This window comes from Streptomyces sp. NPDC043812 (assembly GCF_056436245.1).
In genome coordinates this window covers 1-18,106 of record NZ_JBWKCY010000016.1, presented here as the reverse complement: position 1 = coordinate 18,106, position 18,106 = coordinate 1, and the positions used below count along the sequence as shown (strand labels likewise).

Annotated in this window: 19 protein-coding genes; 10 read left to right on the top strand and 9 right to left on the bottom strand. The window is 68.0% G+C overall.

Annotated elements, in window-relative coordinates; genetic code table 11:
• Together AC067Z_RS23135 and thiC are read right to left on the bottom strand one after the other, a co-directional pair.
• The coding region (locus AC067Z_RS23135; protein ID WP_478791480.1) for an ice-binding family protein at positions 1-776 on the bottom strand (776 nt) is incomplete at its 3' end.
• A gap of 620 nt (positions 777-1,396) precedes the next feature.
• Positions 1,397-3,187 carry a phosphomethylpyrimidine synthase ThiC gene (gene thiC / locus AC067Z_RS23130; protein ID WP_478791479.1) on the bottom strand — a complete coding sequence of 597 codons (1,791 nt, stop codon included), beginning with the start codon at positions 3,185-3,187 and terminating at the stop codon, positions 1,397-1,399.
• Between the two features lie 195 nt (positions 3,188-3,382).
• Here thiC and AC067Z_RS23125 point away from each other — a divergent pair, with 195 nt between their 5' ends.
• Positions 3,383-4,732 carry a YibE/F family protein gene (locus AC067Z_RS23125; RefSeq protein WP_478791478.1) on the top strand — a complete coding sequence of 450 codons (1,350 nt, stop codon included), beginning with the start codon at positions 3,383-3,385 and terminating at the stop codon, positions 4,730-4,732.
• 21 nt (positions 4,733-4,753) lie between these two features.
• On the opposite strand, the gene AC067Z_RS23120 is transcribed toward AC067Z_RS23125, so the two are convergent.
• From AC067Z_RS23120 to AC067Z_RS23105, 4 genes are all read right to left on the bottom strand, one after another.
• The gene (locus AC067Z_RS23120) at positions 4,754-5,188 is read right to left on the bottom strand and encodes an SsgA family sporulation/cell division regulator (protein WP_478791477.1); all 435 of its coding nucleotides are present in this window, start codon (positions 5,186-5,188) and stop codon (positions 4,754-4,756) included.
• 134 nt (positions 5,189-5,322) lie between these two features.
• Positions 5,323-6,048, bottom strand: a complete 726-nt coding sequence (locus AC067Z_RS23115; RefSeq protein ID WP_478791476.1) for an IclR family transcriptional regulator — start codon at positions 6,046-6,048, stop codon at positions 5,323-5,325.
• A 296-nt stretch (positions 6,049-6,344) separates the two neighbouring features.
• Positions 6,345-6,560 carry a DUF5326 family protein gene (locus AC067Z_RS23110; RefSeq protein ID WP_478791475.1) on the bottom strand — a complete coding sequence of 72 codons (216 nt, stop codon included), beginning with the start codon at positions 6,558-6,560 and terminating at the stop codon, positions 6,345-6,347.
• A gap of 128 nt (positions 6,561-6,688) precedes the next feature.
• Positions 6,689-7,006 (bottom strand): cupin domain-containing protein, encoded by a 318-nt coding sequence (locus AC067Z_RS23105; RefSeq protein ID WP_478791474.1) that lies wholly within the window; start codon positions 7,004-7,006, stop codon positions 6,689-6,691.
• A 49-nt stretch (positions 7,007-7,055) separates the two neighbouring features.
• Between AC067Z_RS23105 and AC067Z_RS23100 the strand changes: the two genes are divergently transcribed.
• The 5 genes from AC067Z_RS23100 (at position 7,056) to AC067Z_RS23080 (ending at position 10,713) form a co-directional block, all read left to right on the top strand.
• Positions 7,056-7,433 carry a phage holin family protein gene (locus AC067Z_RS23100; RefSeq protein ID WP_478791473.1) on the top strand — a complete coding sequence of 126 codons (378 nt, stop codon included), beginning with the start codon at positions 7,056-7,058 and terminating at the stop codon, positions 7,431-7,433.
• 7 nt (positions 7,434-7,440) lie between these two features.
• Positions 7,441-7,932, top strand: coding sequence for a low molecular weight protein-tyrosine-phosphatase (locus tag AC067Z_RS23095; protein ID WP_478791472.1), 492 nt, complete (start codon positions 7,441-7,443; stop codon positions 7,930-7,932).
• Positions 7,929-9,083: a cystathionine gamma-lyase gene (locus AC067Z_RS23090; RefSeq protein WP_478791471.1), complete on the top strand. Its 1,155-nt coding sequence runs from the start codon at positions 7,929-7,931 to the stop codon at positions 9,081-9,083. The genes AC067Z_RS23095 and AC067Z_RS23090 overlap by 4 nt, the downstream gene beginning before the upstream one ends.
• A gap of 198 nt (positions 9,084-9,281) precedes the next feature.
• A complete protein-coding gene (locus AC067Z_RS23085) occupies positions 9,282-10,172 on the top strand; it encodes a LysR family transcriptional regulator (RefSeq protein ID WP_478791470.1) in 891 nt (296 codons plus the stop codon).
• Positions 10,173-10,233: 61 nt separating this feature from the next.
• The gene (locus AC067Z_RS23080; RefSeq protein ID WP_478791469.1) at positions 10,234-10,713 is read left to right on the top strand and encodes an NUDIX domain-containing protein; all 480 of its coding nucleotides are present in this window, start codon (positions 10,234-10,236) and stop codon (positions 10,711-10,713) included.
• Positions 10,714-10,797: 84 nt separating this feature from the next.
• On the opposite strand, the gene AC067Z_RS23075 is transcribed toward AC067Z_RS23080, so the two are convergent.
• On the bottom strand, positions 10,798-12,348 hold the full coding sequence (locus AC067Z_RS23075) for a globin domain-containing protein (RefSeq protein WP_478791468.1): 1,551 nt from the start codon (positions 12,346-12,348) through the stop codon (positions 10,798-10,800).
• Between the two features lie 553 nt (positions 12,349-12,901).
• Here AC067Z_RS23075 and AC067Z_RS23070 point away from each other — a divergent pair.
• The 4 genes from AC067Z_RS23070 to AC067Z_RS23055 all read left to right on the top strand — a co-directional run bounded on the left by AC067Z_RS23070 (position 12,902) and on the right by AC067Z_RS23055 (position 15,364).
• Positions 12,902-13,447: a DUF2269 domain-containing protein gene (locus AC067Z_RS23070; protein ID WP_478791467.1), complete on the top strand. Its 546-nt coding sequence runs from the start codon at positions 12,902-12,904 to the stop codon at positions 13,445-13,447.
• A gap of 4 nt (positions 13,448-13,451) precedes the next feature.
• The gene (locus AC067Z_RS23065) at positions 13,452-14,309 is read left to right on the top strand and encodes a GNAT family N-acetyltransferase (RefSeq protein ID WP_478791466.1); all 858 of its coding nucleotides are present in this window, start codon (positions 13,452-13,454) and stop codon (positions 14,307-14,309) included.
• Positions 14,310-14,442: 133 nt separating this feature from the next.
• Positions 14,443-14,901 (top strand): MarR family winged helix-turn-helix transcriptional regulator, encoded by a 459-nt coding sequence (locus AC067Z_RS23060; RefSeq protein ID WP_478791465.1) that lies wholly within the window; start codon positions 14,443-14,445, stop codon positions 14,899-14,901.
• Between the two features lie 10 nt (positions 14,902-14,911).
• Complete coding sequence (locus AC067Z_RS23055; protein ID WP_478791464.1) at positions 14,912-15,364, top strand: N-acetyltransferase family protein; 453 nt, start codon at positions 14,912-14,914, stop codon at positions 15,362-15,364.
• A 99-nt stretch (positions 15,365-15,463) separates the two neighbouring features.
• Here AC067Z_RS23055 and AC067Z_RS23050 read toward each other — a convergent pair whose 3' ends face one another.
• Together AC067Z_RS23050 and AC067Z_RS23045 are read right to left on the bottom strand one after the other, a co-directional pair.
• Positions 15,464-16,840 carry a serine hydrolase domain-containing protein gene (locus AC067Z_RS23050; RefSeq protein WP_478791463.1) on the bottom strand — a complete coding sequence of 459 codons (1,377 nt, stop codon included), beginning with the start codon at positions 16,838-16,840 and terminating at the stop codon, positions 15,464-15,466.
• Between the two features lie 430 nt (positions 16,841-17,270).
• Positions 17,271-18,056, bottom strand: a complete 786-nt coding sequence (locus tag AC067Z_RS23045) for an ABC transporter permease (RefSeq protein ID WP_478791462.1) — start codon at positions 18,054-18,056, stop codon at positions 17,271-17,273.
• Positions 18,057-18,106 lie beyond the last annotated feature (50 nt).

Sequence of the window (18,106 nt, the reverse complement as noted above, 5' to 3'; positions counted from 1 at the left end):
GCATCACCGTTCGCGGCGACATCACCATTCGTCGTGGTGTCGTCCTCGCACAGCGGCCTGGTGATCGTGTTGTCGAGGAGTGTCACTTCCCCGTTTCGGGCCAGCACCCGGCCCTCGATGGTCGCCCCAGTGCCGACAGTGATCGTGGTGAGCGCCATGACGGTGCCCACGAAATCGGCGCTGGTTTGGATGGTGGCCGATTCGTCGGTCACCCAGAACACGTTGCACGCCTGGGCGCCGTTCTGGAGCTGGATTTGGCTATTGACTGCCACTGTCAGGCCCGCAGGAACCTTGAACACCCAGACAGCGTCGGGGTTGTTCTGGCCGTCCAGGGTCCAGGTACCGTTGACCAGGAGACCGGACGTGACCCCGTAGGTGCCTGGAAACAGCGTGGGAGTCACAGGCGCAGCGGAAAGGGCGAATTCCGTGGGTTGGCCGAAGGCGTCGTTGTACGCCGTAACGAGGGCGGCCTTCGCGGGCGCAGCCGCTGCCTGAGTGTAGATCGTCCCTTCCACCGTCCCGGGCGGGAATCCGACGACTTCCGACCCTGGAGATACACCCACGTCTCCGGTGATCGTAGTTTCACCGCCGTTGGTGACCGTCTCACCAGCCAGCACAGCGAAGTTTGTCGCGTCACCCAGTTCTACAAATGTTGCTGCAGCCGCCCGCGTAGGCGTCACTGCCACAACGGCAAAGGCAACCAGCAGGGTGAGTACCCCCGCGAACCAGGCCGTCATTGTGCGCCGATGCGGCGCATCGGGAATATTCAGCGTCATCGAGGAGCCAACTCCTGTGGGGGGTGGGGACGTCCGGCGTTCCTCATGCGATCGGAATCGCCTCTTCTGTCGGCGGCATATTACGCAGACACCCAACCCCGCCAATGATTCACGCGGCGTTTCCTCCGGAATCAATCAATATGCATCAAGGAATGTACGACAGGCATTGAGCCGACCGGCTGTCACCCAGCCGTGTGGTAATCCACCGTCGAACAATCAATCCCCTCCATCAGGACGTTCGTCGGCTACTGTCCGTCGGTTGAACAGGGAGAAGCCCGTGATTCGCGCGCATCCGCCGGTTACTGGCCGCGGCCTTTCCCTGCGCGCCGACGGCCTGGGGCGTACGCAGCGGAAGACGAGGGCGGCAAGGAGCACCACGCGGGTAATCAGCAGGAGAAAGAGGGCCCGGGAGTCGTGTCCGGTGGGACCACCAGGGGAGAGGAGGGCGCCTTCGCCCAGGGCGAGAAGGTCGCCATCCGGGCGAGGGACCGGATGCGCAACAGGCGGTGCGGCGCATCGTCACGGTGCTGACTGAACTCGAAGTGGATCAGGGCTTGCCGGACCTCCTGAAACGACAGCGCCCCCGGCGCGTATGCCGGGGGCGCTGAGACGTTGGAAGATCAGTCCGCAATTGGCAGGTAGACGCGGTTGCCCGCCTCGGCGAACTCCTTCGACTTCGCGAGCATCCCCGCCTGGATGTCGTCGTCGCTGGTCACAGCGAGATCCGGGGCGAACTGCTCTGTGATGCTCTTACTGATCTTCATCGAGCAGAACTTCGGACCGCACATCGAGCAGAAATGCGCGGTCTTCGCCGGCTCGGCAGGAAGCGTCTCGTCGTGGAACTCCCGTGCCGTGTCCGGGTCCAGCGCGAGATTGAACTGGTCCTCCCAGCGGAACTCGAAGCGCGCATCGGACAGTGCGTCGTCCCATTCCTGGGCGCCCGGGTGGCCCTTGGCCAGGTCCGCCGCATGGGCGGCGATCTTGTAAGTGATGACGCCGGTCTTCACGTCGTCGCGGTTCGGCAGCCCCAGGTGCTCCTTGGGCGTCACGTAGCAGAGCATGGCCGTGCCCCACCAGGCGATCATGGCCGCCCCGATACCGGAGGTGATGTGGTCGTACGCCGGGGCCACGTCCGTGGTGAGCGGGCCGAGCGTGTAGAACGGGGCCTCCTCGCAGATCTCCTGCTGGAGGTCGATGTTCTCCTTGATCTTGTGCATCGGGACATGGCCCGGGCCCTCGATCATCGTCTGCACGTGGTGCCGCTTCGCGATCGAGTTGAGCTCCCCGAGCGTCTTCAACTCTGCGAACTGCGCCTCGTCGTTGGCGTCCGCGATCGAACCGGGCCGCAGTCCGTCGCCCAGGGAGTACGTCACGTCGTACGCGGCGAGGATCTCGCAGAGCTCCTCGAAGTTCTCGTACAGGAACGACTCCTTGTGGTGCGCCAGACACCACGCCGCCATGATCGAACCGCCGCGCGAGACGATGCCCGTCTTGCGGCGTGCGGTCAGTGGCACGTACCGCAGCAGCACACCCGCGTGCACCGTCATGTAGTCGACGCCCTGCTCGGCCTGCTCGATGACCGTGTCCTTGTAGATCTCCCAGGTCAGCTCCTCCGCCTTTCCGTCGACCTTCTCCAGTGCCTGGTACAGCGGCACGGTGCCGATCGGGACGGGGGAGTTGCGCAGCACCCACTCTCGGGTGGTGTGGATGTTGCGACCGGTGGACAGATCCATGACCGTGTCGGCGCCCCATCGCGTCGCCCAGGTCATCTTCTCGACCTCCTCCTCGATGGAGGAGGTGACCGCGGAGTTGCCGATGTTCGCGTTGACCTTCACCAGGAACCGCTTGCCGATGATCATCGGCTCGATCTCCGGGTGGTTGATGTTGGCCGGCAGCACGGCCCTGCCTGCCGCGATCTCCTCCCGCACCACTTCGGGCGAGACGTTCTCGCGGATGGCGACGTACTCCATCTCCGGGGTGATCTCGCCCCGGCGGGCGTACGCCAGCTGCGTCACCGCCTGGCCGTCGCGACCGCGGCGCGGCTGCCGGGGCCGCCCGGGGAAGACGGCGTCGAGATTGCGCAGACCTCCGCGCGGGGACGTGTGCTTGATCCCGTCGTCCTCGGGGCGGACCGGCCGGCCCGCGTACTCCTCGGTGTCGCCCCGGGCAATGACCCAGTTCTCCCGCAACGGCGGCAGTCCCCTGCGGACATCGGTCTCGACATGGGGATCGGTGTACGGACCGGACGTGTCGTAGAGCGTCACGTCCTTGCCGTTGGTGAGGTGCACCTTGCGCACCGGCACACGGAGGTCGGGGCGTGAGCCCGCGACGTACCCCTTGTGCCAGCCGATGGACTTCCCGGCCTCGTCGTTCTGGTTCGAGGCAGGCGTGCGTGCGTCCGATACGGTCATGAGACCTACTCCCTACGCCGGCATTACCCGGTAACAGGTTCGGCGGTCGGCGCAGCTTCCCGTACGGATGTACGGAGGTCAGCGCCCTCTCAGCCCGGTGCTCCGAGCTCCCGCGTGTGCAAAGGTGCCACCACGCTAGCGCCATTTCTGGCGCGCTGAACAGGGGGCCCCTCCCGTTCTTGCGATGATCTGTCGGTGACTTCATCAGCGCAGCCTCCGGATCCGCACGGCGAGACGCACGACGGGGCGCACGGCCGACCCTCCGGTCATGTGCACAGCCACGGGCCTGCCGCACCCGTCTCCCAGCACCTCCGCAAGGTCATCGCCGCGGTGCTGATTCCGTTCGCGACCGCGGTTGTCGTCGGGCTCGTCGTGCTCTGGCCGGGCGGGACCCCCGGACACGAACGCTCCGGTGTCGGCTTCGACCGGCAGACCGAGCAGGCGAAGGTGGTGAGTGTCGAGAAGGTCGACTGCAAGGACGTCAACGCCGCACAGGTGCCCCCGACCGGGGACACGACGACGCCGGAGGGCCGCGAGGCGGCCGAGTCGCAGCAGGGCAGTTGCGGGAAGGCGACCGTCGAGATCACCACCGGCAAGGACAAGGGCCGGACGTTCGTCGAGATCGTGCAGCCGGACGCACCGCGGCAGTTGAAGGAAGGCCAGGGCGTGATCGTGGCGTACGCGCCCGACGCGCCCCGTGATCTGCAGTACTCGGTGACGGATGTGGACCGTGGGTTCCCCATCGCGGTGCTCGCGGGGATCTTCGCGCTGGTGGTCGTCCTGGTGGGGAGAATGCGCGGAGTCATGGCGCTGATCGCGCTGGCCGTCTCCTTCGCCGTGCTGACGCTGTTCATCCTGCCGGGGATCCTGGAGGGTTCGAATCCGCTGATCGTCGCGGTCGTCGGGGCGAGCGCGATCATGCTGGCCTCGCTCTACATGTGCCATGGGGTCACGGCGCGCACCTCGGTGGCCGTGCTCGGCACGCTGATCTCGCTGCTGCTCATCGGCCTGCTCGGCTCACTCTTCATCGGCTGGGCGAGTCTGAGCGGAAACACCGACGACAACACGGGTCTGATCAAGGGGCTCTACCCCGACATCGACATGAGCGGTCTGCTGCTGGCCGGGGTGATCATCGGTTCGCTCGGTGTCCTCGACGACGTCACCGTGACGCAGACGTCCGCGGTATGGGAATTGCACCAGGCCGATCCGACCATGGGTCCGCGTGCGCTCTATCGCTCGGCGATCCGGATCGGCCGCGATCACATCGCCTCGGTCGTCAACACACTCGTCCTCGCCTACGCGGGCGCGGCTCTGCCTCTGCTGCTGCTCTTCTCGATCGCGCAGTCCAGCGTGGGAACGGTCGCCACCAGCGAGTTGGTGGCAGAAGAGATCGTGCGAACGCTGATCGGCTCGATCGGTCTCGTTGCCTCCGTGCCGGTGACGACTGCTCTCGCTGCCCTGGTCGTGTCGGCCGACCGGCCCGGACCCGCTCCGCACACAGCCGCACCCGCCCGCGGCGGACGGGGCCGCCGCCGCAAGAAGTAGACGGGGGTCAGGGCCTCGGTCTCAGCCGGCGTTCTCCTCGGCGAGGATGCGGCCGAGTGCCTCCTCGAGGCTCATCTCGAAGTCACCGAGCGCGAGTTCCTGTCCGAGTGGCACGAGCTTGTCCGTACGGTCGAGGAAGGCGACGAGCGGCGGGGCGCCGACGCGGAACAGGGCCGAATCGCCGCCCACCCGGAGCCGGATGTGGACACCCGACAGCCCCTGCGGCTCGGTCGGCGCGATGTGCACATCACCGTCCCCGCTCGGGGCGTTGATTCCGTCGAGCAGCAGTTCCCGGCCGAACGTCCAGGTCACGGGCGCATCTCCGGGCAGATGAAAGGTCATCCGCACCGCGTACGGATCCGAGGTCTCGTAGCCGAGCTCCACCGGGATACGGAAGGAGAGCTCCTCGGAGACGAGAAAGCTCATCAGAACCTCGGCCTGGACCGACTCGCGCATCACATACCTCGCAGGAGATGAAGCCATGAACCGTGCTGACGGAACGAAGAACGGCCGGAACGATCCTTGTGGGCCTTCCTGGCCTTCTGGACGTATCGTGCTGGAAGGAGCCGCAGATCACAAGGAGTGATATTTCAGATACTGATAGAGAACGCCAGTGACCCGAGCAGACCTCCGATTCCGGACCGCAACTGCTCAACTGCCGGGCACAGTCGGGCTTCTTGGTCCACCGGCAAGGAAATCGCCATCGTCGCGGCTACGTCACCCGCAGTGATCGGAATGGCTGCGCACACCGTGCCCAGCGCATACTCCTGCCGCTCGACGACCGGCTCCATGGGCCCGACCGCCCGCAGCCGCTCGAGCAGCGCCGACCTGTCGCGCACCGAGAAGGGCGTCACCGGCTGGACGGGATGGCGGTCGAGATGGTCACGGCGCGCGGTCTCGTCGAGCTGGCTGAGGAGACACTGCCCGATCGCGTGCGCGTGTCCGGTCTCGCGGAAGTCCGCCCACTCCTGCACCGCCGGCTGGTACGGCGTGTCCGCGATGGCCACCAGCTCGATCTCACCCTCGCGGTACACGGCAAAGTAGACGGCGACGCCGATGGCGTCCCGCCAGTGCGTCAACGAATCCTCGAGCGTGCTGCGACGATTCTGCAGTCCGCCGCTCCGGCCCAGTCGGCCGACAGCCTCCCCAAGGGTGAATACGCCCTTGTCCCGGCGGAGATAGTCCTCATGCGTCAATGTGCGCAACAGGTGATAGGCCGTGGGCAGCGGGATGCCGGCCTCACGCGCGAGCTGTTTCGCGGGGGCTCCGTCCCGGTGTGCACCGGCCGCCTCCAACAGCCTCAACGCACGCTGCACCGAACCGATCAGGGTAGGAGCAGCGGCTGTCGTAACCCCGGCCAAAGGTCACCCCCAGGCGTGGTGACGGGCAGCGCGCCCGCCCGCGGGGGCCGCCCCCGCGCGGCCGCCGCAACCCCGGAATCCTGAACAATCGATGAGCCCCGGGACACCGTGAAGCGCTGGTCAGAGCACTCGTGCGCAGGGAAAACCCCCGAGGGGCGGCAGAGAACTGCCACTCTAATGGCAGCACCGGCCCGGCGAGGGGCTTTGCCTGGGCCGTTCCCCCGGCCGGGCTAACACGGATTCCAAGGCCCTCACCAGTCGCTGCGCGAGGATCCTGAGGACGCCATGAACTTCCGTACGACGAAGACCAGTCCACCGACCAGTGCGACGAACAGCAGCAGTTTGAATAGCAGTCCGATCACGAAGCCGATGACGCTCGTGATGAGCCCCCCGAACACCGCCAGGGCGATGACAGGCACCGCGATCCACTTCACCCACCAGGGCATACCCGCGAATATCTCCCGCACAGCCATCGTCCTTACCTCGTTTCTCCGAGTGCGTGCCTTCGATGCTAGGCGCGCGGGTGGGGTGTGCGGGGGCCCGGCAGCCCTTGAAGTCCCCTGATCGAACCCCTAGGGAGAGCGGGGGTCGCCCCTCAGCTCTCAGGGGGAGAGAAGACCACCATGACCCGCAGATCCTCACTGATGTGATGGAACTTGTGCGGCACCCCCGCCGGTACGTAGACCACGCTGCCCCGCCCGACCGCGGTGGTCTCCATGCCGACGGTGATCGAGGCCCGGCCGCTGACGACGAAGTAGACCTCGTCCTGGTTGTGCGGCAACTGCGGGTCGATCTGACCGGCGTCCAGTGCATACAGACCGACCGACATGTTCCGCTCGCGCAGGAACTGCAGATACGCACCGTCGTTGGCGGCGCGCTCCGCCTCCAGCTCGTCCAGTCGGAATGCCTTCATCGCGGTCCGCCCCTGCCTTGGTCCGATCACGTCTGCCACGATCAGACACATGATGAATTTCGTAGTCAAGACGATCGCCAACGCGGGCGCTCTGCTGGTTGCCATCTGGCTGCTCCAGGACATAACGCTCACCGGTGACAGCACGGGGAAGAAGGCCCTGACCCTGATCCTGGTGGCACTGGTCTTCGGTCTGGTCAACATCGTCGTGAAGCCCATCGTGAAGGTGCTCACGCTGCCGCTCTTCGTCCTCACTCTCGGGCTGATCACCCTGGTCATCAACGCGCTGATGCTGCTGCTGACCTCGTGGCTGGCCGACACGCTCGATCTGAACTTCCATGTCGAGGGCTTCTGGACGGCCGTCCTCGGCGGCCTGATCATCTCCGTCGTCTCGTGGGCGCTGAACGTCGCCCTGCCCGAAAAGGACTGAGCGCCACGTGCCTTATCGCGTCTGCTTCGTCTGCACCGGCAACATCTGCCGCTCGCCGATGGCCGAGTCCGTCTTCCGCGCCCGGGTCGAAGAGGCGGGACTCAGCGCCTTCGTGCTGGTGGACAGCGCCGGCACGGGAGGCTGGCACGAAGGTGACAGTGCCGATCCCCGCACGGTGTCCGTGCTGGAGCGGTCGGGCTACGACTCGTCTCACACGGCGCGCCGGTTCCGTGCCGAGTGGTTCGCGAGGATGGATCTGGTGGTCGCGCTGGACGCCGGTCACCTGCGCGATCTGCGGCGTCTCGCCCCCACCGCCGCGGACGCCGCGAAGGTGCGGCTGCTGCGCGCGTACGACCCCGCCGGGCCGGCCGACCTCGACGTGCCCGACCCTTATTACGGCGGCATCGACGGGTTCGAGGACTGCCTGGAGATGGTGGAGGCGGCGAGTGCGGGTCTGCTCGGCGCCGTGCGAACAGCAGTTGAGGAGCGAGCGGCATGACCGGCACACCCCGAGGAGAAGGCACCCGAGCGGTACGGGCGGGACTGCCGGAACCGGTGAAGTACGAACCGACTCTGCCCGGTCCCATCTTCGCCGCTCACTTCCACCTGCCCGGCGAGGCCACCGGGCCCTACACCTACGGCCGTGACGACAACCCGACCTGGACCCATCTGGAGCGGGCCATCGGCGAACTGGAAGCGCCGGGGGAGGCAGTCGAGACCATTACGTTCGCGTCCGGGATGGCCGCCATCTCCGCCGTGCTCATGTCGCAGCTGCGCAGCGGTGACACGGTGGTCGTGCCCGATGACGGCTACCAGGCGCTGCCTCTGGTGCACGAGCAGCTGAGGGCGTACGGCATCGAGGTGCGCACCGCCCCGACCGGCGGAGACGCACAGCTGTCCGTGCTCGACGGTGCGAAGCTGCTGTGGATCGAGTCACCGTCGAACCCCGGGCTCGACGTGTGCGACATCCGCCGGCTCGCCGAGGCGGCGCACGCGGCGGGCGCACTCGTCGCGGTCGACAACACCCTCGCCACACCGCTCGGACAGCGGCCGCTGGACCTCGGCGCCGACTTCTCGGTGGCCAGTGACACCAAGGGCATGACGGGCCACGGCGACATCCTCCTCGGGCATGTGACCTGCCGCGACGCCGCGCTCGCCGCGGGTGTACGACGCTGGCGCAAGATCGTCGGGGCAATCCCCGGGCCGATGGAGGCGTGGCTCGCACACCGGTCGCTCGCCACGCTCCAGCTACGGGCCGACCGGCAGTGCGCGAACGCCCTGGCCATCGCGCAGGCCCTCGGCAAGCGCGCGGAGGTGACCGGTCTGCGCTACCCGGGACTGCCCACCGACCCTTCGCACAAGGTCGCCGCACAGCAGATGAGCCGTTTCGGCTGTGTCGTCTCCTTCGTCCTGCCCGCCCGTGCCCACGCCGACCGCTTCCTGGACGGGCTGCGCCTAGTCGACGATGCCACCAGCTTCGGCGGGGTGCGGTCCACCGCCGAACGCCGTGGCCGCTGGGGCGGCGACGCCGTCCCGGAAGGCTTCATCCGGCTCTCGGCAGGTGCGGAGGACGCGGAGGACCTGATCACGGATGTGCTGCGCGCCCTCGACGAGGCAGGGGACGTACCGTCCGCTACGCCCGGGCACTGAGGCGGGCCGACTGCAACGGACGGTCCGAACCTCCCCCCTCGTGGCTCGGACCGTCCCCGGCTCCTACGCGCAAAGAACCGTGCGGACAAGGCTAATTGACTCAGCGTCAGTGTCCAATCACAGTAGCGACAGCGACCTATCGACTTATTTATAGTTGGCCGGGTTCGGGGCGCAACGTCTGATCGGGAGGGGCATGGCATGGATCTGGCCCTGCTGCGCACATTCGTCACGGTGCACCGGGCCGGTTCCTTCACCCGCGCCGCAGCGCTTCTGGGGCTGTCGCAGCCCGCCGTCACCGGGCAGATACGCACGCTCGAACGGCAGCTCGGCCGCCCGTTGTTCCTGCGCCGGGCGCGCGGTGTCACCCCCACCACCATCGGCGACGAGCTCGCGCACCGGGCCGCCCCGCACCTCGACGCCCTCCTGGAGATAGCAGAGGCCGGGCTCGACGAGGAGTCGGGGATCCGCACCCTCCACCTCGCCGGTCCGCCCGAGTTCACCACACTGCGTGCCCTGCCCGCCCTCACCCCGCTGGTCGGCCAGGGCTTCACCCTGCGCACCTCCTTCGGCAACGCCGAGGAGACGCTCGACGGGCTCGCCGCAGGACACCACGACGTGGCCATCACCACCGCCCGGCCACGGGGACGGCTGCTCACCTCGACCACCCTGTGCGACGAGGAGCACGTGCTCGTCGCCGCCCCGCGCTGGGCGGCCCGGCTGGGTCCCGACGATCTCCGCAAGGGCCAGGTGGTTCTCGACCAGCTCCCGGTGGTCGAGGTCCACGAGTCGTTACCGCTCGTCTCTCGCTACTGGCACGCCGTCTTCGACTCCCGGCCGCCCGCCGCCGGAGCGGTCATCGCACCTGATCTGCGCGCCGTCCTCGAAGCCACCGCGGCGGGCGCGGGGCTCGCGGTGCTGCCCCGTTATCTGTGCGAAGAGGCACTCGAACGCGGCCGGATCGCCGCCCTCCTCGACCCTCCCGTACCCCCGCTGCGCACATACTTCCTGGTCATCCGCACCGGCACCCTTGCCCACCCGCATATCGCGCGGGCTCATGAATCGCTGCTGCGCGCCGCCGCCGAATGGTGACGCACCGGCGCGGGAGCGCCGCGGGAGTTTCAGAAGCGGCGACATGGGCCACTCTCTTGCCATGACCGAACGACCAGTGGTCAAGCGCACCGCACGAGCCATCCTGCTCGACGGGAACGACCTCGTCCTGATCAAGCGCACCAAGCCCGGCGTGGATCCCTACTGGCTCACGCCCGGCGGCGGCGTCGAACCGGAGGACGCCACCGTCGTCGACGCCCTGCACCGCGAGGTCCACGAAGAACTTGGCGCCAAAATCAGCGACGTGGTGCCCTGCTTCGTCGACACCGTCGAGCACATCGCCGACGGCGGGGTGACCGGGGTGAAGGTCCAGCACTTCTTCGTCTGCCGCCTGGAGTCCATGGACCCGTCGCTGCGCCACGGCCCCGAAGTCGACGAGCCCTGCGGAGAGTACGAGATCGTACGGGTTCCCTTCAGCCGCGTCGGGATCGCCGCCGTGCATCTCGTACCGCTGTCGTTGCGGCACTACCTCGACGGCAACATCGAGGGCGTGCGCGCGATGCATGCCCCCGACCTGGGCTGACCGGCAACCGCTGACCGGGCCACCGGCTTCAACGGGGGTCCGGCAGTCGCCGAGCCGATCGCCGAGCTATGTCCTGTCCGGGACCTAGTCGCCGACCGCCACGAGCTCCTCGAGCGAGTCGTGACGGATGCGGCCGTGCGGTATGCCGATCCTGCGCAGTGCGTCCACCCCGCTGCGGATCATCCCGGGCGGACCGGAGAGATAAGCGTCGAAGTCATGCCAGGGGCCGTGTCTGCCGAACTCCTGGACGGCCGCGGGGAACTGTGCCCTGTCGTCGACCACCGGCCGGACCGAAAGCCACGGATGCGTCTGCTGCAGCCTGAGCATCGTGTCGATGTCATAAAGGTCGTGATCGGTGCGCGCGCCGTAGAAGACCTCGACCAGGCGCCGTTCGCCGTGCTTCGCCACATCCTCGACAAGTGCCTTGATCGGCGCGATGCCGGTGCCGCCGCCGAGGCAGAGCAGACCGTTGTCGGTGGTGTGATCGACGGTCATCGATCCCGCCGGGGGCCCGAGCCGCAGTACGTCCCCGGGGCGGGCGTGGTGCACCAGGGCGTTGGAGACCCAGCCGGCCGGGACGGCCTTGACGTGGAAGGACAGCAGACCGTCGGCGCGGGGCGCCCCCGCAAACGAGTAGTGCCGCCAGATCCTGGGCCACCACGGGGTCTCCAGGCTGGTGTACTGGCCCGCCAGGAAGGTGTACGGATAGTTGGGGCGCACTGTCACGATCGCTATGTCCGGCGTTCTCAGATCGTGCGAGACCACCTCGGCGTCCCACCAGGCAGGTGCGTGCCGCTCGTTCTCCGCTGCCGCGTCGATCATGATCTGCGAGATCGTGGTGTACGTACGCGCCCACGCCGCCTCGGTCTCGCCGTCCCAGGTGGTGGTCGCATACCGGGCCAGGGCGCCGATCAGGGCCTCGCCGACCGCCGGGTAGTGGGCGGGCTGCGTCCCGTACTTGCGGTGGCCGCGGCCCAGGTGCTGCAGGTAGTCGGTCAGGACTGCGGCGTTGTCCATGTGCTCGGCCGCGGTCAGCAGCGCCTTGAGCAGCCGGTCGCGCTGGGTGTCCATGGCGACCGGGAACAGGGCTCGCAGCTCGGGGTGGCGGACGAAGAGCAACGCGTAGAAATACGAGGTGACCTTGTCGGCCACGGGCGCGATCTCGGCCATCGTGCGTCGGATCAAGATCGCGTCGGGGGATGCGGGAGGCGCAGAGGGAGTGGTCGGCGCCGGGGAGGGCTCTGCGGGCGCGGAATCGGGCCCGGGCGGCGGGGCGGGCCGCGAGCCGTACGCCAGGGCCTCCTCGTGAGGGCTGCCGGTGCCCGCGTGGGCGGCCGCCGCGGTACCCGGTCCGACGGGCGGGGCCGGGGTCTCCCGAACGACCGACAACTGCGGTCGCCCCAGGCGGGCCGAGCCTGAGCCCACAGGCCGTATGGCGGCGACAGGACGGGTCGGGCCGGCATCCCTCGGTATGCCCTCACCGTCCGGGCCCTCAGGGGCGTCCTGGCGGCTCGTGGCTCCCGGCCCGGGCGCCTGACCGCCCTTGGCCGGTTGCCTGCGGGCGCCGAACCATCCGCCTCCGTCGTTGTCGCCTGACATGCCGTTGTCGGCCGACGTGGTGGCCGGAGCGTCCATTCTGCCTCGCCTCGAACATCTCTCGGTCGGTTCACACACGCCCGCGACTCGGAACGCGCGCACTCACCTGCTCTGTCCGCACCGCCCGTTGCCGCAGCATGCCAGGTGACGCCCGGGAACGGGACAAAGAGCGGAAAGTCCGGGCAGCCGTACCCGATTTCCCATTAGGCTCCAATGCCGCTGTGTCCCTGCATCCGGACCAGTCAGGTCTCCCGAATTGCCCGCGCGTTCGCACCAGCTCCTAGGCCGCGCGGACATCGCACCCGCGTAGCTGTGCGTGGCCGGATCGAGCAGATGGTGGTCGGCATTCACCGCCATCGTCATGGGCACAGCCGCGAAGATCTCCGCGTCCGACATGGAATCACCGCAAGCAACACACGCGTCCAGACCTATCCCGAACTCTGCACAGAGCCGGTCCGTGATCTTCACTTCACCGTCGCCGGGAATGCCTGCCCGACGCGGAGTCGTGTCGTCACGTACGCCGAGGCTAGTACCCGCACTTACTCCCCCTGTCAGACGCAGGAAGACGCCTCCGACCGGCACGGTGTTTCACGTGAAACCACTCAAGCGCCCCGCTCGCCGGGGAATCATCGTCATCCATGTCGCCGCATCCGCCGGCTGGCTCGGGATCACCCTCGGCCTGCTGGCGCTTGCAGTCACCGCGTACACCACCCAGTCCGCGCCCGTGATCGAAGCCTCCTACCGCTCCATGAAGGTCTTCACGGACTGGCTCGTCCTGCCCATCGCCTTCCTCACGCTCGGCAGCGGGCTGATCCTCTCGCTCGGCACGAAGTGGGGACTCGCGCGGCATCGCTGGGTCTACATCAAGTTCTGGCTGACGGTCGCCACGACGGTGGCATCGGTCTTCGCCCTGCGCCCGGGCGTCAGTAGCGCAGCCGACACCGTCGCTGCCGGCGCCATGGTCGCCGAGCCCCGTGATCTCGTCATGGGCCCAGCCGTTTCGCTGACTGCCTACCTGTTCATGACCGTCATCTCCGTACTCAAGCCCTGGGGGCTCACCCGGCGTGGCCGCCGTCTACGCCTCTCGGCCACTTCCCCCAAATCGGTGGACGAGCGCTCCGTGCGTCAGACAGCCTGACACCATGTCGACTCCACTCTCAGCACTCCCCATCAGGCGCCTGACCACCCACGATCTCGTTTCCTGCGCCGACCTCTCGGAGGACCGCGGCTGGCCACGCGAAGAACACAAATGGGGCCTGCTGTTGTCTGCCGGGACCGGCTACGGAATCGACGATCCAGCAGGGAAGGGCCTGGCGGCCGCCAGCGTGCTCAGCTCCTATGGCGCAGACCTTTCCGCGATCGGCATGGTGCTGGTCGCGGAGCGCTTTTCGCGCCAGGGCATCGGCCGACGGCTGATGAAGCATGTACTGGCCGAGGCCGGGGACACCCCGGTCACCCTGCACGCCACCCCCTACGGGCAGCCTCTGTACGAGGCGTTGGGCTTCGTCACCACCGGGCGTGCGGAGATGGTCCGAGGCCACTTCACCGCAGGCCCCGACCAGGTGCCCGCGATCCCCACCCGACCCGCCACCGCGGAGGACATGCCCGCCGTGGTGCGGCTGGACGCGGAGGTCTTCGGCGTCGATCGCACGCACATGATCACGCGCCTGCCGGCTTTCGCCGATCAGCTGCGCGTGGCCGAGCAGGACGGCGAGCTGGTCGGGTACGCGGCTGCCTGGCCGAACATGGCGACCCATGTCGTCGGTCCCTTGATCGCCAAGGACACCGGGACGGCAAAGGCTCTGATCGCTTCGCTGGCCGCGCACACCGACCGCCCCTTGCGTACGGACATCGATGTACGCCACGAGGAGCTGCTCACCTGGGTGAAGGCGCGGGGTCTGGAGCCGATCGCCTTCAATGCCGTCATGACCTACGCCCTTCCCGAGCTGCCGGGCGACTGGACTCGCCGATTCGCGCCTCTGACGGTCGCGGCCGGCTGAGAAGGCCGGTCGACAAGGGCCGCACCAGGCCCTCCGGGCGCTCACCGAAGGTCGCAATTAATTGCACACGCGGAATATTGCGTTAATCGTCTATCCTGGGTGTCGAGCCGCTCCGGCACCGAGGAGGAGACCCATGACCGCTACCGATCCGGCCCTCACCGCCCTCGCCCAGGGCTGGTGCGCCCTCTCACTGCTCCACGGCAGGATCGAGGCCCACATCGAGCGCGCCTTGGAGGCCGGGCACGGACTGAGCATGCGCGAGTTCTCCCTCCTGGATGTCCTCAGCCGCCAGCACAACGGCCCAGGCGGACATCTGCAGATGAAGCAGGTCGCCGACGCGGTCGTCCTCAGCCAGAGCGCCACCACCCGGCTTGTCACCCGGCTCGAGGACCGCGGGCTGCTCTCGCGCTACCTGTGCCCCACCGACCGCCGCGGGATCTACACGGACGTCACCGACAGCGGGCTCGCCCTGCTCGCCGAAGCCCGGCCGACCAACGACACCGCCCTTCGCGAGGCCCTCGACGAAGCCGCCAAGAACCCCGAACTCACACTGCTTGTCAGGACTGTCGAAGCGCTGCGTGCCCCCGCGTAGTCTGCAGATCATGAGCGATCTGCACATACGCGCTGCGACGGCCGACGACATCCCCGCAATCGTGGCGATGCTCGCCGACGACCCTCTCGGCGCCCAGCGGGAGTCGCCGGACGATCTCACGCCGTATCTGGCCGCCTTCGAACGCCTCGTCGGCGACCCCCACCAGCACCAGGCCGTGGCCGTGCGCGAAGGACAGGTCGTCGGCACCCTTCAGCTGACGATCATCCCTGGGCTCTCCCGGCGCGGCTCCACCCGGTCGATCATCGAAGGCGTTCGGGTCCATGCCATCGAGCGCGGGAGCGGCCTGGGTACGCAACTCGTCGAGTGGGCCATCGAGGAGTCCCGCCGGCAGGACTGCCAACTGGTGCAGCTCACTTCCGACGCCACTCGGACCGAAGCCCGCCGCTTCTACGAGCGGCTCGGCTTCGAACCTTCCCATGTCGGCTTCAAGCTGGCCCTCTGAGCGAGCACGCCTCCCCTGCCGCCCGCCGCTGGACACGGGGCGGGGCCGCTCTGCCTCATGATGGACCCGCCCCGTTTCACGTGAAACAACGCCGCGGAATCAGAAGCCACGCCATCCGGCTTTGTCCACCCCGCCGGGGACCGCGTCACCCGGCTCGTACGGCTCGCGGGTGAACACGAAGGAACCCAGGTCCAGATGGCTCACGGAACCGTCCTGGCGACGCACCACCTTGAGCGTCTCTCCCGCGTAGTAGCCGTCGAGCCCTGTCCATTCCCCGTCGGGACGGGCCACGAAGCGCGACCCCCGGTTGCCTCCACGCAACGGCTCCAACTCCAGCCCGCGATCGGCGACCAGCCGCAGTCCGAAGGCATGGGTCCCCCAGTACCAGGGTCCCGTGAGGTCCAGCAGCTCCAGGTCGACCTCGGGAAGCGGGCGCCACGGCTCGGGAATCCGCGGCTCCGCGTCCGCGACGATGCGCACCAGATCCGCAGCGACCGCACCGGTGAGCGGCCCGGATGTGGCGTTGGTCAACGCCACCGCAGCCACACCGTCCTCCACACTCACCCACAGCCCGGCGAGGAAACCGGGCAGTGAGCCCATGTGCCCCACCAGGGTCCGCTCCTCACTACGGATGACCTGGACGCCCAGGCCGTAGGAGGCGTTCCAATCCCCCGCCTCCGCAGGACCCGCGGGAGTCCGCATCTCGCGGACCGAGGAGGCGCTCAGCACGCGGTCGTCGCCCTCGGCGAGGAACCAGACGAACTTCAGCAGATCGGAAGACGTCGACCACAGTTGTCCCGCGGGAGCCATCAGGCCCAGATCCTCGGACGGCTCGGACAACATCACGTCCGCCCAGGGGTGCACCGCCCATCCACCGGCGTGCGGCGCGCTGGGCTGTGTGCTCGTCCGGCTCAGCCCGAGCGGATCGAGGATCTCCCGCTGCAGAGCCTCCTCCCACGGGACACCGCGTACGGCCTCGACGAGCGAACCGAGCAGGGTGTAGCCGGGGTTGGAGTAGTGATGCCGCCGGCCGGGCGGATGCATCCGGCCCTGTTCACCGAGCACATCGGCCAGTTCGGGACGCAGCGATCCGGGAGTCCGCTCCCACCAGGGTGCCGGGGCTTCCGCGCTCAATCCCCCGCTGTGCGCCAGGAGCTGAGCAACCGTCGCCTCACCCACACCAGTGCCGGGAAGATGCCGTTCCAGAGGGTCGTTCAGGTCGAGCAGTCCTTCATCCCGCAGGCGCATGACGAGAACCGCGGTGAAGGTCTTGGTGATCGAACCGACGCGGTACTGCGTGTCGGCATCCGGTTCATGCCCCTCGACCGAAGTGCGCGCACCCGTCCACACCACATGCCCGTCCCTCAGAACGGCACCGACGAACGAAGGCGTCCGCCCCTCCCGCTGCGCAACGGCGACTCGATGCAGCAGGGCGCGCTGCGTACTGGGCAGCAACTGTTCCGGCGTTGAAGTCATGGGCCCAGGTCTATCGGTGCACGTCGTCCCCGTCGACCGATTTTGGGTCCGATCCCGCGGGCCCTACGGGCATGCAGGCCCCAATTCAGAATGTCCCATTCTGAATTGATGACCTGGGCGTTCTTGCAGTGTCTCAGTCGGGGACGGGGTGCGTCGCCTCACGCTCTTGTCCCATGCCGACCGCGAGGCATGGGTCGCGGCTCGCCTCTTTGGCGCCGGAATCCGAGCTCGGACACCACGGGACAACTGAACGGCCAGTAGCCAGGGCGAGTCGGACATGACGCCACGTCTGCCGGACTGCGGAACCGGCCCAGAGGCCCGGGGATCCCGGGATGGACGGCCGAGAACGCCGACGGGGCGGCGTTCGCCGACGCGGTGTCGGAGTACGCCGCCCTGGGGCGGGACGAGGTGCGGGAGACCATCCGCGCGGCTATCGCGGATCGCGGTTGAACTGCGCCTTCGACCAGTAGTAGCCGAGTACGGCGAGACCCAGGCACCAGGCGACCGCCAGCCACCCGTTGTGGCCGATCTCGCTGCCGAGCAGCAGGCCGCGCAGGGTCTCGATGGCCGGCGTGAACGGCTGGTACTCGGCGATCGGCTGGAACCAGCCCGGCATCGCGTCGGCCGGGACGAAAGCGGTCGAGATGAGCGGGAGGAGGATCAGCGGCATTGCACTGTTGCTGGCCGCCTCGGCGTTCGGGCTGCCCATGCCCATTCCGACAGCGATCCAGGTGAGCGCCGTGGCGAAGAGCGCGAGCAGCCCGAAAGCCAGGACCCACTCCAGGACGGTGGCGTCGTTGGAGCGGAAGCCGATGGCCACGGCGACGGCGCCCACGAGGACCACGCTCATGACCGACTGCAGGACGCTGCCGACGACGTGCCCGATGAGCACGGATCCGCGGTGGATCGCCATCGTGCGGAAGCGGGCGATGATGCCCTCGGTCATGTCGTTGGAGACGGACACCGCGGTCCCGACCACGGTGCTGCCGATGGTCATCAGCAGGATGCCGGGCACGACGTAGGCGATGTAGTCGGAGCGGTCGCCGCCGCCGATGCCCGCGCTCATCGCGTCGCCGAAGATGTAGACGAAGAGCAACAGCAGCATGACCGGCGTGAGCAGCAGGTTCAGGGTGAGGGACGGGTAGCGCCGCGCGTGCAGGAGGTTGCGTCCCAGCATGGTGTTCGAGTCACGCACGGCGAGGGAGAGGGAGCTCATCGGACGGTCTCCTTGTGCTGGTTGGGGACGTTGGTGCTGCTGGTCAGGGC